General features: G+C 68.3%; 14 protein-coding genes. 10 read left to right on the forward strand and 4 right to left on the reverse strand.

The features are described 5' to 3' along the window. Window positions 1-28 precede the first annotated feature (28 nt). The 10 genes from ftsH to phoR all read left to right on the forward strand — a co-directional run bounded on the left by ftsH (window position 29) and on the right by phoR (window position 11204). Window positions 29-1930: an ATP-dependent zinc metalloprotease FtsH gene (gene ftsH / locus NYP07_RS10670; protein WP_268150164.1), complete on the forward strand. Its 1902-nt coding sequence runs from the start codon at window positions 29-31 to the stop codon at window positions 1928-1930. Between the two features lie 51 nt (window positions 1931-1981). Continuing rightward, window positions 1982-2824: a dihydropteroate synthase gene (gene folP / locus NYP07_RS10675; protein ID WP_268150166.1), complete on the forward strand. Its 843-nt coding sequence runs from the start codon at window positions 1982-1984 to the stop codon at window positions 2822-2824. A 13-nt stretch (window positions 2825-2837) separates the two neighbouring features. Continuing rightward, window positions 2838-4169: a phosphoglucosamine mutase gene (glmM, locus tag NYP07_RS10680; RefSeq protein ID WP_268150168.1), complete on the forward strand. Its 1332-nt coding sequence runs from the start codon at window positions 2838-2840 to the stop codon at window positions 4167-4169. Window positions 4170-4436: 267 nt separating this feature from the next. Next, window positions 4437-5483 carry a phosphate ABC transporter substrate-binding protein PstS gene (pstS, locus tag NYP07_RS10685; protein WP_268150170.1) on the forward strand — a complete coding sequence of 349 codons (1047 nt, stop codon included), beginning with the start codon at window positions 4437-4439 and terminating at the stop codon, window positions 5481-5483. Between the two features lie 152 nt (window positions 5484-5635). Further along, the gene (gene pstC, locus NYP07_RS10690) at window positions 5636-6595 is read left to right on the forward strand and encodes a phosphate ABC transporter permease subunit PstC (protein ID WP_268150172.1); all 960 of its coding nucleotides are present in this window, start codon (window positions 5636-5638) and stop codon (window positions 6593-6595) included. Continuing rightward, complete coding sequence (gene pstA, locus NYP07_RS10695; protein WP_268150174.1) at window positions 6592-7458, forward strand: phosphate ABC transporter permease PstA; 867 nt, start codon at window positions 6592-6594, stop codon at window positions 7456-7458. Before pstC ends, pstA begins: the two co-directional genes overlap by 4 nt. Before the next feature lie 12 nt (window positions 7459-7470). Beyond that, window positions 7471-8256: a phosphate ABC transporter ATP-binding protein PstB gene (gene pstB, locus NYP07_RS10700; protein ID WP_268150176.1), complete on the forward strand. Its 786-nt coding sequence runs from the start codon at window positions 7471-7473 to the stop codon at window positions 8254-8256. Window positions 8257-8273: 17 nt separating this feature from the next. After that, window positions 8274-8981 carry a phosphate signaling complex protein PhoU gene (phoU, locus tag NYP07_RS10705; protein WP_268150178.1) on the forward strand — a complete coding sequence of 236 codons (708 nt, stop codon included), beginning with the start codon at window positions 8274-8276 and terminating at the stop codon, window positions 8979-8981. Between the two features lie 2 nt (window positions 8982-8983). After that, window positions 8984-9685, forward strand: coding sequence for a phosphate regulon transcriptional regulator PhoB (gene phoB / locus NYP07_RS10710; RefSeq protein ID WP_268150180.1), 702 nt, complete (start codon window positions 8984-8986; stop codon window positions 9683-9685). A gap of 151 nt (window positions 9686-9836) precedes the next feature. Continuing rightward, window positions 9837-11204 (forward strand): phosphate regulon sensor histidine kinase PhoR, encoded by a 1368-nt coding sequence (phoR, locus tag NYP07_RS10715; RefSeq protein WP_268150182.1) that lies wholly within the window; start codon window positions 9837-9839, stop codon window positions 11202-11204. On the opposite strand, the gene NYP07_RS10720 is transcribed toward phoR, so the two are convergent. From NYP07_RS10720 to trxA, 4 genes are all read right to left on the reverse strand, one after another. Beyond that, complete coding sequence (locus tag NYP07_RS10720) at window positions 11198-12838, reverse strand: hypothetical protein (protein WP_268150184.1); 1641 nt, start codon at window positions 12836-12838, stop codon at window positions 11198-11200. The genes phoR and NYP07_RS10720 overlap by 7 nt on opposite strands. A gap of 115 nt (window positions 12839-12953) precedes the next feature. Then, window positions 12954-13205 carry a type B 50S ribosomal protein L31 gene (locus tag NYP07_RS10725; RefSeq protein WP_132574493.1) on the reverse strand — a complete coding sequence of 84 codons (252 nt, stop codon included), beginning with the start codon at window positions 13203-13205 and terminating at the stop codon, window positions 12954-12956. A gap of 126 nt (window positions 13206-13331) precedes the next feature. Then, a complete protein-coding gene (gene rho, locus NYP07_RS10730) occupies window positions 13332-14597 on the reverse strand; it encodes a transcription termination factor Rho (RefSeq protein ID WP_268150190.1) in 1266 nt (421 codons plus the stop codon). A 266-nt stretch (window positions 14598-14863) separates the two neighbouring features. Beyond that, window positions 14864-15193, reverse strand: coding sequence for a thioredoxin TrxA (gene trxA, locus NYP07_RS10735; protein WP_056195487.1), 330 nt, complete (start codon window positions 15191-15193; stop codon window positions 14864-14866). Between the last annotated feature and the right edge of the window lie 119 nt (window positions 15194-15312).

The raw sequence follows: 15312 nt of genomic DNA on the forward strand, positions 1-15312 counted from the left end.
GCTGGGTCGTCAGGGCCAAGGAGTCGCAGTGAACAATCAATGGTTTTCGAAATTCGCCGTCTGGATCGTGATCGCGCTGGTGCTGTTCGCGGTCGTCAAGCAGTTCGGCGGTGCGACGGCGCCGGGCAACCAGATCGGCTATTCCGAGTTCCTCGATGAGGTGCAGGCGCGCCGCATCAAGCAGGTCACGCTGACCGAAGGCGGCGCCAGTGGTGCCGAGATCCTGGCCGAGACGACCGACGGCAAGAAGCTGCGCGTGACGGCCACCTATCTGGACCGCGGGCTGATCGGCGACCTGCGCAACAACGGCATCAAGTTCGACGTGAAGCCGCGCGAGGAGCAGAGCTTCCTGATCAGCATGCTGATCAACTGGACGCCCATGCTGCTGCTGATCGGCGTCTGGGTCTATTTCATGCGCCAGATGCAGGGCGGCGGCAAGGGCGGGGCGTTCAGCTTCGGCAAATCCAAGGCCCGCATGCTGGACGAGAACAACAACACCATCACCTTCGCTGACGTGGCCGGTTGCGACGAGGCCAAGGAAGAGGTGAAGGAACTGGTCGACTTCCTGAAGGATCCGCAGAAGTTCCAGAAGCTCGGCGGCCGCATCCCGCGCGGCGTGCTGATGGTTGGCCCGCCGGGCACCGGCAAGACGCTGCTGGCCAAGTCCATCGCAGGCGAGGCCAAGGTGCCCTTCTTCACGATCTCGGGCTCCGACTTCGTCGAGATGTTCGTCGGCGTCGGCGCGGCCCGCGTGCGCGACATGTTCGAGCAGGCCAAGAAGAGCGCGCCCTGCATCATCTTCATCGACGAGATCGACGCGGTCGGCCGCCACCGCGGTGCCGGCCTCGGCGGCGGCAACGACGAGCGCGAGCAGACGCTGAACCAGATGCTGGTCGAGATGGACGGCTTCGACACCAACCTCGGCGTCATCGTCATCGCGGCCACCAACCGCCCCGACATTCTCGACCCGGCCCTGCTGCGCCCCGGCCGTTTCGACCGCCAGGTCTACGTCACGCTGCCCGACATCCGCGGCCGCGAGCAGATCCTCAACGTGCACATGCGCAAGGTGCCGATCGGCCAGGACGTCAACGCGTCCATCCTGGCCCGCGGCACGCCCGGCATGAGCGGTGCGGACCTGGCCAACCTCGTCAACGAGGCCGCGCTGTTCGCCGCCCGCCGCAACGCCCGCCTCGTCGAGATGATCGACTTCGAGCGCGCCAAGGACAAGCTCTACATGGGCCCCGAGCGCAAGAGCATGGTCATGACCGAGGACGAGAAGCGCGCCACGGCCTACCACGAGTCCGGCCACGCCATCGTTGCCGAGATGCTGCCGGGCACCGACCCGGTCCACAAGGTCACCATCATGCCGCGCGGCCGCGCTCTCGGCGTGACCTGGCAGCTGCCCGAGCGCGACCAGTACAGCCGCTACTTCAAGCAGATGCTCAACGAGATCAGCATCCTGTTCGGCGGCCGCATCGCCGAGGATCTGTTCGTGAAGGACATCTCCACGGGCGCCTCCAACGACTACGAGCGTGCGACCCGCATCGCCCGCGACATGGTCACGCGCTACGGCATGAGCGAGCTGCTCGGCCCGATGGTCTATGCCGAGAACGAGGGCGAGGTCTTCCTCGGCCGCAGCATGACCAAGACGGCCAACATCAGCGAGAACACGCAGCAGAAGGTCGACGCCGAGATGCGCCGCATCCTCGACGAGCAGTACGCCGTCGCGCAGAAGATCCTCGAGGACAACCGCGACAAGGTCGAGACCATGACCGAGGCGCTGATGAAGTGGGAAACCATCGACCGCGACCAGGTGCTGGACATCATGGCCGGCCGCCCGCCACGCGCGCCGGACGACAAGCCGACGCCGAGCGGCCCGACCGGCGGCACGCCTCCGGTCAGCACCGATGGCGCTCCCGCCGCGGCCTGATCCCCTCCCGATCCGACAGCCTCCAGCCGGGCCCGTTTTCCATTCAAGACCATGCACTGGCAGACCCGCCGTTTCCGCATCGACCTGAGCCGCCCGCGCGTGATGGGCATCGTCAACGTGACGCCCGATTCCTTCTCGGATGGCGGCCGGCATGACGACACGCGTGCGGCGATCGCGCATTGCGAGCGCCTCGTCGCGGAAGGGGCCGACATCCTCGACATCGGCGGCGAGTCCACGCGGCCCGGCGCGCCGCGCGTCGACGCCGACTGCGAATGGGCGCGCATCGACAAGGTGCTGGACGCGGCGGTGACGCTGGGCGTGCCGGTCTCGGTCGACACCTACAAGCCCGAGGTGATGCGGCGCGCGCTGCAGGCCGGCGCCGACATCGTCAACGACGTGCAGGCCCTGCAGATGCCCGGCGCGCTGGCGGCCATGGCCGGCAGCGGCGCGGGCGTCTGCCTGATGCATATGCGCGGCGAGCCGGCGTCGATGATGGACCTGACCTGGTACGGCGACGTGGTGGCCGAGGTCGCCGCCTTCCTGGCCCAGCGCGCCCAGGCCGCGCAGGCCTGCGGCATTCCGGCGGACTGCATCGCGCTCGACCCGGGCTATGGCTTCGCCAAGAACGCCAGCCACAACCTGCAGCTGCTGGCCGGCCAGCGCCGCCTGGCCGGGCTGGGCCATCCGCTGCTGGTCGGCTGGTCGCGCAAGCGCACGCTGGGCGACATCACGGGCCGCCCCGTCGACCAGCGCCTGCCCGCCAGCCTGGCCGCGGCGCTGCGCGCCGTCGGCGCCGGCGCGAACGTGCTGCGCGTGCACGATGTCGCCGCAACGGTGGACGCCCTCAAGGTCTGGGCCGCCGTCGATGCGGCGACAATTGCAGCCACCGAATAGAAGGAAGAGCTCGATGAGCCGCAAGTATTTTGGAACCGACGGCATTCGAGGCACGGTGGGCCAGAGCCCGATCACGCCGGACTTCATGCTGCGCCTGGGCCATGCCGTCGGCAGCGTGCTGCGCAAGACCGCCAAGCGCCCGACGGTACTGATCGGCAAGGACACGCGCATCTCCGGCTACATGATCGAGTCGGCGCTGGAGGCCGGCTTCGCGTCCGCCGGCGTCAACGTGCTGCTGACCGGCCCGCTGCCGACGCCGGGCGTGGCCTATCTGACACGCGCGCTGCGCCAGGACCTGGGTGTCGTCATCAGCGCCTCGCACAACCCCTTCCAGGACAACGGCATCAAGTTCTTCTCCGCCAAGGGCGAGAAGCTGCCCGATGCCTGGGAGCTGGCCGTCGAAGCGGCGCTGGGCGAGGCCCCGCAGTGGGTGGACTCGGCCAGCCTGGGGCGCGCCAAGCGCCTGGAGGACGCCCGCGGCCGCTATATCGAGTTCTGCAAGAACAGCTTCGGCTCCGACCTGACGCTGAAGGGCATGAAGATCGTCGTCGATGCGGCCCACGGCGCGGCCTACCACGTCGCGCCCGACGTCTTCCACGAGCTGGGGGCGGAAGTCATCTCCATCGGCTGCAAGCCCGACGGCTTCAACATCAATGCGGGCGTCGGCGCGACCGCGCCGGCCGCCCTCGTCGAGGCCGTCAAGGCTCACGGCGCGGATTACGGCGTCGCGCTGGACGGCGACGCCGACCGGCTGCAGCTGGTGGATGCCAGCGGCCGGCTCTACAACGGCGACGAGCTGCTCTATGTGATGGTCGCGGATCGCCTCAACCAGGGCCTGCGCGTCCCCGGCGCCGTCGGCACGCTGATGACCAATATGGCCGTCGAGCTGGCGCTGCGCTCGCGCGACGTCGAGTTCGTGCGCGCCAAGGTCGGCGACCGCTATGTGCTGGAGGAACTGGCCGCGCGGGGCTGGCAGCTGGGCGGCGAGGGCTCCGGCCATCTGCTGGCGCTGGACAAGCACACGACCGGCGACGGCATCGTCAGCGCGCTGCTGGTGCTGCAGTCGGTCTGCCGCAGCGGGCGCAGCCTTGCCGAGCAGTTGCAGGGCGTCGACCTGTTCCCGCAGACGCTGATCAACGTGCGCCTGGCCGCCGGCCAGGACTGGAAGGGCAACAGCCGTCTCGCCGAAGAGCAGACCGCCGTCACGGCCGAACTCGGCGGGCGCGGCCGGGTGCTGATCCGCGCCTCGGGCACCGAGCCGCTGCTGCGCGTGATGGTCGAGGCCTCGGACGCCGCGTTGGCGCAGCGCTGCGCCCAGCGCCTGGCGGAAGCCGTCGCGGCCTGATCCCCGCGCCAACTCCCCCGCTGAGGCCGCCATGGAAGCGGCCTTTTTCGTTCCGAGGGGGCAAAACCACTTTGTCTGCGGCAATCTGTCATGTGACGGTCGCGTGAACTTCAAATGACGCTGTCATAAAACAGCGCCTGATGGCTTCACAGAGGGCGTCGAGCGCGTTCCAATGGCCGTCCGGCCCAGGCGATGGTCACCGAATCGTCATATTCGGTCCCTAGGATGCCGGGCATCGTCAAAGCCGCTCAGCGGAAGGTGTCTCAGATGAACTTTGTTCAGGTCAGCAAGTCGTTCGCGCTCATTTCCACCTTGGCGGCGCTGTTCGGCGCCCAGGCGGCCCTTGCCCAGGACGTGACCGGTGCCGGCGCCACCTTCCCGGCGCCCATCTACGCCAAGTGGGCCGACGCCTACAACAAGGCTTCCGGCGCCCGCATCAACTACCAGTCCGTCGGCTCTGGCGCCGGCATCAAGCAGATCAAGGCCAAGACGGTCGACTTCGGCGCCTCCGACATGCCGCTGAAGGACGAAGACCTGGCCAAGGACGGCCTGCTGCAGTTCCCGACCGTCATCGGCGGCGTCGTGCCCGTCGTCAACATCAAGGGCGTTGCCGCCGGCCAGATGAAGCTGACCGGTGCCGTGCTGGCCGAGATTTACATGGGCAAGATCACGAAGTGGAACGACGCGGCCATCACCGCGCTGAACCCCGGCATCGCGCTGCCCGATGCCGCCATCGCCCCGGTGGCCCGCGCCGACGGCTCCGGCACCACCTTCATCTTCACGAACTACCTGTCCAAGGTCAGCCCCGAGTGGAAGGACAAGGTCGGCGAAGGCACGACGGTCAAGTGGCTGGCCGGCACGGCCGGCAAGGGCAACGAGGGCGTCGCCGCCTTCGTGCAGCGCCTGCCCAACTCCATCGGCTACGTCGAGTACGCCTATGTGAAGCAGAACAAGATGACCTTCGTGCAGCTGAAGAACAAGGAAGGCCAGTGGGTCCACCCCGGCGACGACGCCTTCAAGGCCGCGGCCGCCGGCGCCGACTGGCACAAGACCTTCTACCAGATCACGACCGACCAGCCGGGCAAGGCCTCGTGGCCCATCACCAACCCGACCTACATCCTGATGTTCAAGTCGCAGGACAAGCCCGCCCAGGCCGCCGCCGTGCTGAAGTTCTTCGAATGGGCCTACGGCAATGGCGACAAGATGGCCGACGAGCTCGACTACGTGCCGCTGCCTGCCGGCGTGAAGGATCTGGTGCGCAAGCAGTGGGGCGAGATCAAGGACGCGTCCGGCAAGGCCGTTTCCTTCAAGTAAGCCTTCGGCGCCGAGCCAGGCCCGGCGCTGCCGGGCTTTGGCACATCGACGGCGCCCTTTCCTTTCAGACCTCCGGAGGTTCCTTGGCAGCCATCCTTCCCGCCGACAGCGCCGGCGCTGATCGAAGCGAACCTCAGCCCCAAACCGCGCCGATGAGTCCCCAACCCCCGCGCCGCCGCGTCGCCCCCTGGGCCGACACGCTGTTCGCCGCGCTGTCCCAGGGCGCCGCCTGGCTGACCCTGGCCGTGATGGTGGGCATCATCGGCTCCCTCGTCGTCGGCGCCACGCCGGCGCTGAAGGCCTTCGGCCTGGGCTTCCTGACCAGCGCCGACTGGGACCCGGTGCAGGAGAAGTTCGGCGGCCTCGTGATGATCTACGGCACGCTGGCCTCGTCCTTCATCGCGCTGGTCATCGCCGTGCCGGTCAGCTTCGGCATCGCCATCTTCCTGACCGAACTCTCGCCCAGCTGGCTCAAGCGCCCGCTGGGTATCGCCATCGAACTGCTGGCGGCCGTGCCCTCCATCGTCTACGGCATGTGGGGCCTGCTGGTCTTCGGCCCCATCCTGGCCACCTTCGTGCAGCAGCCGCTGCAGGCCCTGCTGGGCGGTGTGCCGGTGCTGGGCTCGCTGGTGTCCGGCCCGCCGGTGGGCATCGGCATCCTGTCGGCCGGCATCATCCTGGCCATCATGATCATTCCCTTCATCGCCTCGGTGATGCGCGACGTCTTCGAGGTCACGCCGCCGATGCTGAAGGAGAGCGCCTACGGCCTGGGCGCGACGACCTGGGAGGTCGTCTCCAAGGTCGTGCTGCCCTTCACCAAGACCGGCGTCGTCGGCGGCGTCATGCTGGGCCTGGGCCGCGCGCTGGGCGAGACCATGGCCGTCACCTTCGTCATCGGCAACATGAACCAGCTGAGCTCGCTGTCGGTCTTCGAGGCCGCCAACAGCATCACGTCCACGCTGGCCAACGAGTTCGCCGAGGCCGGCGAGGGCCTGCACCAGGCCTCGCTGATGTATCTCGGCCTCGTCCTCTTCCTGATCACCTTCGTCGTGCTGTCCATCTCCAAGCTGCTGCTGCTGCGGCTGAAGAAGGGCGAAGGAGCGCGCGCATGAGCATGTCCGCAATCGACGCCCGCCGCCTGGCGATGCACCACAAGCGCAAGCGCGTCAATGCGATCGCGCTGACGCTGTCCCTCGGGGCCATGGGTTTCGGCGTGTTCTGGCTGGTCTGGATCCTGTTCGAGACCATCTACCTCGGCATGGGCGGCCTGAACTGGGCCACCTTCACGCAGATGACGCCGCCGCCGCAGGGCGAGGGCGGCGGCCTGGCCAACGCGCTGTTCGGCAGCTTCGTCATGGTCGGCTTGGCTACGCTGATCGGCACGCCGGTCGGCATCCTGGCCGGCGTCTACCTGGCCGAGTACGGCCAGAAGACCTGGCTCGGCAGCTCGGTGCGCTTCATCAACGACATCCTGCTGTCCGCACCGTCCATCGTCATCGGGCTGTTCGTCTACGCCCTCGTCGTCGCGAAGCTGAAGAGCTTTTCCGGCCTGGCCGGCTCGCTGGCCCTGGCCCTGCTGGTCATCCCCGTCGTCATCCGCACGACGGAGAACATGCTCAGCCTCGTGCCCAACGCGCTGCGCGAGGCGGCCTATGCGCTGGGCACGCCCAAGTGGAAGGTCATCCTGTCCATCACGCTGAAGGCCGCGCGCGCCGGCGTCATCACCGGCATCATGCTGGCGCTGGCCCGCGTGTCCGGCGAGACCGCGCCGCTGCTGTTCACCGCGCTGTCCAACCAGTTCTGGACCAGCGACCTCGGCGCGCCGATGGCCAGCCTGCCGGTCACCATCTTCAAGTTCGCGATGAGCCCCTACGAGAACTGGCAGAAGCTGGCCTGGGCCGGCGTATTCCTGATCACCGTCGGCGTGCTGCTGCTGAACATCCTTGCCCGCGTGCTCTTCAAGAACAAACACTAAGGAACCCAGGTCATGGACGCCAAGATCGAAACGCCCGTGGGCGAGCGCGCCAAGCTCTCGGTGCGCAACCTGAACTTCTACTACGGCAGCTTCCACGCGCTGAAGAACATCAACCTCGACATCCCCGAGCAGAAGGTCACCGCCTTCATCGGCCCGTCTGGCTGCGGCAAGTCCACGCTGCTGCGCACGCTCAACCGCATGTTTGAGCTCTACCCCGAGCAGCGCGCCGAAGGCCAGATCCTGCTGGACGGCGAAGACATCCTGATCAGCCGCGACGACGTCTCGCTGATTCGCGCCAAGGTCGGCATGGTCTTTCAGAAGCCCACGCCCTTCCCGATGTCGATCTACGACAACATCGCCTTCGGCGTGCGCCTGTTCGAGACGCTGCCGCGCGTGGAGATGGACGAGCGCGTGGAGTGGGCGCTGAAGAAGGCCGCCCTGTGGACCGAGGTGAAGGACAAGCTCAACCAGAGCGGCGCCGGCCTCTCCGGCGGCCAGCAGCAGCGCCTGTGCATCGCGCGCGGCATCGCGATCAAGCCCGAGGTGCTGCTGCTCGACGAGCCCTGCTCCGCGCTGGACCCGATCTCCACCGGCAAGATCGAGGAGCTCATCCACGAACTCAAGAGCGACTACACCGTGGCCATCGTGACCCACAACATGCAGCAGGCCGCGCGCTGCTCCGACTACACGGCCTATATGTACCTGGGCGACCTGATCGAGTTCGGCCCCACCGCCGAGCTCTTCATGAAGCCCAAGCGCAAGGACACGGAAGACTACATCACCGGCCGCTTCGGCTGACCCGGCAGGAGGACGATATGGTTGACAAGCATCTCTCCACCCAGTTCGACGCCGAGCTCAGCGGCATCTCGACCCGCGTGCTCGAAATGGGCGGCCTCGTCGAGGCCCAGGTGGCCCAGGCCGTGCAGGCCCTCGGCGACTTCAGCGCCGAGTCGGCCGACGAAGTGCTGGCACGCGAGGGCCGCGTGAACTCCATGGAAATCGAGATCGACCGCGATCTCTCCACCATCATCGCGCGCCGCCAGCCCACGGCCCGCGACCTGCGCCTGCTGATCGCGATCAGCAAGAGCATCGCCAACCTCGAACGCGTCGGCGACGAGGCCGCGCGCATCGCCCGCACCGTGCAGCGCCTGGTGGCCAGCGGCGTCTCCAGCCGCATGCGCGTGCCGATGTCGGACCTGGCCTTCGAGGCCGAGCTCGCGACCGGCCAGCTGCGCAAGGCGCTGGACGCCTTCGCCCGCCTGGACGTCGAGCGCGCGCTGGACGTGCTCAAGCACGACGACGAGATCGACAAGGAATTCGACGGCCTGCTGCGCAAGCTCATCACCTACATGATGGAAGACCCGCGCACGATCTCGTCCTCCATCGACCTGGTCTTCGTCGCGAAGGCCATCGAGCGTGTCGGCGACCATGCCAAGAACCTGGCCGAGGTCGTCATCTATGTGGTCAAGGGTCAGGACGTCCGGCACAACACGCCGGAAGCCGTTGAAACGATGGTGAGGTGAGCATGAGTCGAATCCTGGTGGTGGAAGACGAGTCGGCGATCGCCGAGCTGATCTCCATCAATCTGCGTCACGCCGGTTTCGAGGTCACCCTCGCCGGCAGCGCCACGGCGGCCCAGTACGAAGTGGACCGCGTGCTGCCCGACCTCGTCGTGCTGGACTGGATGCTGCCCGGCCAGAGCGGCGTGGCCCTGGCCCGCCAGTGGCGCGGCGCGGCGCGCACGAAGGAGCTGCCCGTCATCATGCTGACGGCGCGCGCCGAGGAGGGCGACAAGATCGCCGGCCTGGACGCGGGTGCCGACGACTACGTCACCAAGCCCTTCTCGACCAACGAGCTGCTGGCCCGCATCCGCGCGGTGCTGCGCCGCAAGGCGCCCGAGGCGCTGGACAGCGCGGTCGAGGTCGGCCCGCTGCTGCTGGACCCGGGCACGCGCCGCGTCAGCCGCGAAGGCGTCGAGGTCAAGCTTGGGCCTACCGAGTTCCGCCTGCTGCACTTCCTGATGACCCACCCCGAGCGCGTGCACAGCCGCTCGCAGCTGCTGGATCGCGTCTGGGGCGACCACGTCTTCATCGAGGAGCGCACCATCGACGTCCACGTCAAGCGCCTGCGCGAGGCGCTGGAGCGCGTGCAGTGCGCGCGCATGATCGAGACCGTCCGCGGTGCCGGCTACCGACTGACCCAGCAGAGCAGCGCGCTCTCGGCTTGAAATGGCGCCCCGCGTCCAAGGCGCGCCTTGGCCGGCCTCCCGAGGGGGCGGCGATGCTTGCGGCATCGAGCCGCAAGCACATCGCCGGTGCGGGCCGGCTTGGGAGCGGCCCGGCGCTCGGCCCGCGAATTCAACGGAGTACATCTAGCCCATGACCTGGTTGTTGCCTCGACTGCTGCAGGCCCTCGGGGCCGCGCTGCTCGGGTTTCTCATCGGTGCCGAGCTGCGCGTGGCGACCGGCTTCGAGGGTCTGAGCCTGGGGGCCGGGGTCGTCGCCGGCGTCGGCCTGCTGCTGCTGCTCGACGCCGTGCGCGGCCACCGCCTGCTGAGCTGGCTGCGCGGCAACCAGCAGGACAGCGCGCCGCGCGACTCCGGCCTGTGGGGCGAGCTCGGCTACCGCGTCGAGCGCGCGATGCGCGACCGCGACCGCGCCGTGGCACGCGGCCGGCTGGAGCTGGAGCAGTTCCTGTCCGCCATCGAGGCCTCGCCCAACGGCGTGCTGATGCTGGACGCGCAGGAGCACATCCTGTGGTGCAACCGCGCCGCGGCCGACCACTTCGCGCTCGACCCCAAGCGCGACCTGCAGCAGCGCATCACCAACCTCGTGCGCGCGCCGGCCTTCGTCGCCTATCTGCAGGCCGGGCGCTTCGCCGAGCCGCTGGTGCTGGGCAACGGCCGCGGCCCGGGCACGCTCTCCATCATCGTGCGCGAGTACGGCGAGGGCCAGCGCCTGGTGCTGTCGCTGGACATCACCGAGCGCCTGCGCTCCGAGGCGATGCGGCGCGACTTCGTCGCCAACGTCTCGCACGAGATCCGTACGCCGCTGACCGTGCTGTCCGGCTTCATCGAGACCCTGCACACGCTGCCGCTGACGGCCGTCGAGCGCGACCGCGTGCTGGTGCTGATGAGCCAGCAGACCCAGCGCATGCAGACCCTCGTCGCCGATCTGCTGACGCTGGCCCAGCTCGAAGGCAGCCCGCGCCCCGCGCCGGACCGCTGGGTGGCGCTGGACTCCCTGCTGCTGCGCATCGCGGCGGATGCCGAGGCCCTGTCTGCCGGCCGCCACACGCTGCGCCTGAAGCCGCTGACCGGCGTCGAGCTGGCCGGCATCGAGAGCGAGCTGCTCAGTGCCGTCGCCAACCTCGTGACCAATGCGGTGCGCTACACGCCCGACGGCCGTGAGGTCGAGGTCGCGTGGCGGCTGCTCGAGGACGGCAGCGGCGAGCTGACCGTCATCGACACCGGCCCCGGCATCGCGCGCGAGCATCTGCCGCGCCTGACCGAGCGCTTCTACCGCGTGGACGGCAGCCGCTCGCGCGAGACCGGCGGCACCGGTCTGGGCCTGTCCATCGTCAAGCACGTGATGCAGCGCCACGGCGGCGAGCTGATGATCCAGAGCGAGGTCGGCAAGGGCTCGCGCTTCCGCCTGCTCTTCCCCGCCGCGCGCGTGCGCCAGGCCAGCGATTCGGCGCTGGGCGACGAGGCCGCCTTCAGCAACGCGGCGCTGAGCGATCACTGACGCTCAAGCAGCACGAAGCCGGCGTTGTTGCCGCGGTCGGTCGGGCGCCTGACGTGCGCGATGACGCGCCAGCCCGGTGGCGTCGGCTCGCCTGTGTCGACGAGGGCATGCTGGCAGGCAGCGCCGGCCAGCGTGCCGCGACCCTGCACATGCCATCCGCCATGCCATTCCAGCGCCGACAGCGTCGCCAGGCTCTGCCCGGGGGCGGCCATGCAGCCGGCGTCGGCCGGCAGATGGGCCTTCAGCCGTGCCACGAGGGGGCCGTTGCCGCGCGCATAGTCCAGCGCCGGCAGCAGCAGGCTCATGACGAGCAGCCAGCCCAGGGCCACGCCGCCGGCCGGCAGGGCCAGGCTCTTCCACAGCGCATGGCGGTGGCGCGCCGTGCGCCAGCGCACCAGGGCCAGCCAGGCGGCCGTCGCGGCGATGGCCAGCAGCAGCGCCAGCAGGTTGAAGCTCGGCTCGAAGCCCTCGGCCAGGCGGCGCATATTGGCCAGCGGTCGCGCCGGCCAGCCGGTCTGCATGGACACGTAGTACAGCCAGAAGAACAGCGCCGCCGCGCTGAAGAAGAACACCGAGAACCAGTCCACCGCGGCCGAGAAACCGCGGCTCAGCGTGGGCAGCGCGAATGCGGCCAGGATGGCCAGCGAGGGCAGGGCCAGCAGCAGCGCGCGGTCCGAGCCGTCCATCGCGACGCAGGCCAGCAGCGGCACCAGCAGCGCGATGAAGGGCACGGTGATGTGGCGGCGCAGGCCATGGCGGCGCCAGCGCCACAGCGTCCACAGCGCCAGCGGGCCGGAGGGCCAGCAGAACCACGCGAGCAGGCTCAGCAGCGGGCCGAGCTCTGGCTCGGGACTGACGCGCCAGGCCCAGCCGTCGAAGGCCCAGGCCGCCAGCACGGCCAGCGTCAGCGAGCCCAGCAGCCAGACGCGCTGGGCCTTGGCCTCCCGGTAGCTGGAGCGGTGGTTGAGCAGCACGCCCAGCGCGCCGAGCAGGCAGGCCACGGTCGGCGCGCCGCTGGCCGCCAGCACGGGCAGGGCCAGCAGCACGGCGATGCGCGCCTGGGTATGCCGGAACGGGGCCGCGGCAAGCCCGTAGAGGTAGGTCGACACGGCCAGCAGCTGCAGCAGCTCGGGCGTCGTCTCGTGGCCCAGTTGCAGCAGGCCCAGCGAGGCCATCAGCGCGAGCAGCGCGCCGTCGGCCAGCGCGCGCGCGTAGTCGACCACCTGGGCCTCGCCGCCGAAGGCGAAGGCCACTGGCTGCGCGGCCTCCGTGCGGGCGAGGTGGAAGCAGGCGTACCAGACCGCGACGAGCACGCCGATCAGCACGAGGGCATAGGGCAGGCGCGCGGCGAACGGTGCGTCCAGGAAGGGCAGGGCCTTGATCGCCAGCGCGCCCAGCCAGTAGGGCAGGGGGCCGCCCTCGGCCGGGATGCCGGCGATGGCCGGCTGCCACCACGGGGCGCGGCCCTCGGCGATGCTGGCCATGAAGCCGAAGGCCGTCAGGTCGGCATTGCGCCAGGGCTCGCGGCCGAAGAGGCCGGGCAGCACATAGGCCGCGCACAGCAGGATCAGCGCCAGGCGCGGCAGGCGCTGCGCGCCGCGCTCGGCGACGATGGCGGGGGTGGGGAGGTTCACGCGTTGGGCTTCGGTCGGGTCGGCCGGCATGATGCAGCACAAATGACGCAGAAACGACGAAGGGCAGCCGAGGCTGCCCTTGCTTTCGGAAGCGGTGCGGGACCGCCTCGACGAATTACTTCTTGAGGTGAGCGAACTTGTTGCGGAACTTCTCGACGCGGCCGCCCAGGTTGTCCACGCTCTTCTGCGTGCCCGTGTAGAAGGGGTGCGATTCGCTGGTGGTTTCCAGCTTCACCAGCGGCATGGTCTTGCCGTCGAGCTCGATGGTTTCCTTGGTCTGGACGGTGGAGCGCGTCACGAACTGGAAGCCGTTGGACAGGTCGACGAAGACGACGTCGCGGTAGTTGGGGTGAATGCCTTCTTTCATGGGAACCTCTCGGCTTAGGTCGGGAGCCACGCCACACGCTGTGACGCACTTTCCGGGTGTTCTGGGGCGGAAAACCGGCGATTGTAGCCGGCTTGCCCGCGGTCTGGCTAGTTTCTGGGCCGAAGGTCAGCCGCCGCGCCGCATCATGTCGAAGAAGTCCAGGTTGTTCTTCGACGCCTTCATCTTGTCGAGGATGAACTCCATCGCCTCGATCTCGTCCATGTTGTAGAGCAGCTTGCGCAGGATCCAGCTCTTTTGCAGGATCTCGGGCTTGAGCAGCAGTTCCTCGCGGCGCGTGCCGGACTTGTTGATCAGGATGGACGGGTAGACGCGCTTCTCGGCCATGCGGCGATCCAGATGGATTTCGCAGTTGCCGGTGCCCTTGAACTCTTCGTAGATCACCTGGTCCATCAGCGAGCCGGTGTCGATCAGCGCGGTGCCGATGATCGTCAGCGAGCCGCCTTCCTCGATGTTGCGGGCCGCGCCGAAGAAGCGCTTGGGGCGCTGCAGCGCGTTGGAGTCGACGCCGCCGGACATGACCTTGCCGGAGCTGGGCAGCACGTTGTTGTAGGCGCGGGCCAGGCGGGTGATCGAGTCCAGCAGGATGATGACGTCCTTCTTCAGCTCCACCAGGCGCTTGGCGCGCTCGATGACCATCTCGGCCACCTGCACATGGCGGGCGGCGGGCTCGTCGAAGGTGGAGCTGATGACCTCGCCGCGCACGGTGCGGATCATCTCGGTCACTTCCTCGGGGCGCTCGTCGACGAGCAGCACGATGAGGTGGCAGTCCGGCGCGTTGGCGACGAGAGCATGGGCGATGCTCTTCATCATCTCGGTCTTGCCGGTCTTGGGCTGCGCGACGATCAGCGCGCGCTGGCCTTTGCCCAGCGGTGCCACCAAGTCGATGATGCGGCCGGTGATGTTCTCCTCGCCCTTGTAGGCTTCGCGTTCGAGCTTGAACTGCTCCTTGGGGAACAAGGGCGTCAAGTTCTCGAACATGATCTTGTTCTTGCTCTCCTCGGGCGTCTGGCCGTTGACACGGTCGACCTTCACGAGGGCGAAGTAGCGCTCGCCGTCCTTGGGCACGCGCACCTCGCCTTCCACCAGGTCGCCGGTGTGCAGGTTGAAGCGGCGGATCTGGCTGGGCGACAGGTAGATGTCGTCCGTCGACGCCATGAAGCTGGCTTCGATCGAGCGCAGGAAGCCGAAGCCGTCGGGCAGCACTTCGAGCACGCCGTCGCCGAAGACCTGCTCGCCGGCCTTGGCGCGCTTCTTCATGATGGCGAACATCAGCTCCTGCTTGCGCAGGCGCGAGACGTTGTCGATCTCCAGCTCCTCGCCCATCTTGATGAGGGCGGAGACGTGAAGGGCTTTGAGTTCGGAAAGATGCATGGGTGAACACCCGTCAGGGGCCGCAACGCCAGCCAAGGCGCAACGGCGATTCCAAGGTCGCCCCGGAACAGGGCCGAATGGGCAGCCGCTCAAACGGCGAGCGACGCGGATTCGACGGCTTTTGTGGTGGGGTGGGGCGCCGGGTCCACGCTGGCTGGGGCCTGGTTCGTGACCAGGGCGCCCGGGGCGTGTTGGCTTTGGCTGCTGCGGCGGGGAGCCGGGAGGCGCCTCAACTATCCGTCAGGCGCCGCAGCAGTTGGACGCGATTATAGGTTCGCGTCTAGGAAGGCGGTCAACTGGGCCTTGGACAGGGCGCCGACCTTGGTCGCGGCGAGCTGGCCGTCCTTGAACAGCATCAGCGTCGGGATGCCGCGGATGCCGAACTTGGCGGGAACCTCGCGGTTCTCGTCGACGTTCATCTTGGCGATCTGCAGCTTGTCGCCGTAGCCGGTGGCGACCTCGTCCAGGATGGGCGCGATCATCTTGCAGGGGCCGCACCACTCGGCCCAGTAGTCCACCAGCACGGGCTTGCCGGACTGGATCACGTCGGCGTCGAAGGACGCGTCGGAAACATGCTTGATCAATTCGCTGCTCATGGGAGGGTTCCTTGGCCTCAAAGGGGTGGCGGCTGCCGCGAGGGCAGCGTCCGAATAGGCAAAATGATTGTGACATAGCCACTTTGCCCCGACGGTCGCCGGGGCGACGAACCTGAGGG

The sequence above is a fragment of the Pelomonas aquatica genome, from assembly GCF_026712205.1.
GTDB lineage: Bacteria > Pseudomonadota > Gammaproteobacteria > Burkholderiales > Burkholderiaceae_C > Pelomonas > Pelomonas aquatica.

Excerpts from the sequence above, each read along its gene's own strand:
- folP (WP_268150166.1), top strand. The coding sequence starts at position 1,982 with ATGCACTGGCAGACCCGCCGTTTCCGCATCGACCTGAGCCGCCCGCGC.
- glmM (WP_268150168.1), top strand. The coding sequence starts at position 2,838 with ATGAGCCGCAAGTATTTTGGAACCGACGGCATTCGAGGCACGGTGGGC.
- pstS (WP_268150170.1), top strand. The coding sequence starts at position 4,437 with ATGAACTTTGTTCAGGTCAGCAAGTCGTTCGCGCTCATTTCCACCTTG.
- pstC (WP_268150172.1), top strand. The coding sequence starts at position 5,636 with ATGAGTCCCCAACCCCCGCGCCGCCGCGTCGCCCCCTGGGCCGACACG.
- pstA (WP_268150174.1), top strand. The coding sequence starts at position 6,592 with ATGAGCATGTCCGCAATCGACGCCCGCCGCCTGGCGATGCACCACAAG.
- pstB (WP_268150176.1), top strand. The coding sequence starts at position 7,471 with ATGGACGCCAAGATCGAAACGCCCGTGGGCGAGCGCGCCAAGCTCTCG.
- phoU (WP_268150178.1), top strand. The coding sequence starts at position 8,274 with ATGGTTGACAAGCATCTCTCCACCCAGTTCGACGCCGAGCTCAGCGGC.
- phoB (WP_268150180.1), top strand. The coding sequence starts at position 8,984 with ATGAGTCGAATCCTGGTGGTGGAAGACGAGTCGGCGATCGCCGAGCTG.
- phoR (WP_268150182.1), top strand. The coding sequence starts at position 9,837 with ATGACCTGGTTGTTGCCTCGACTGCTGCAGGCCCTCGGGGCCGCGCTG.
- NYP07_RS10725 (WP_132574493.1), bottom strand. The coding sequence starts at position 13,205 with ATGAAAGAAGGCATTCACCCCAACTACCGCGACGTCGTCTTCGTCGAC.
- rho (WP_268150190.1), bottom strand. The coding sequence starts at position 14,597 with ATGCATCTTTCCGAACTCAAAGCCCTTCACGTCTCCGCCCTCATCAAG.
- trxA (WP_056195487.1), bottom strand. The coding sequence starts at position 15,193 with ATGAGCAGCGAATTGATCAAGCATGTTTCCGACGCGTCCTTCGACGCC.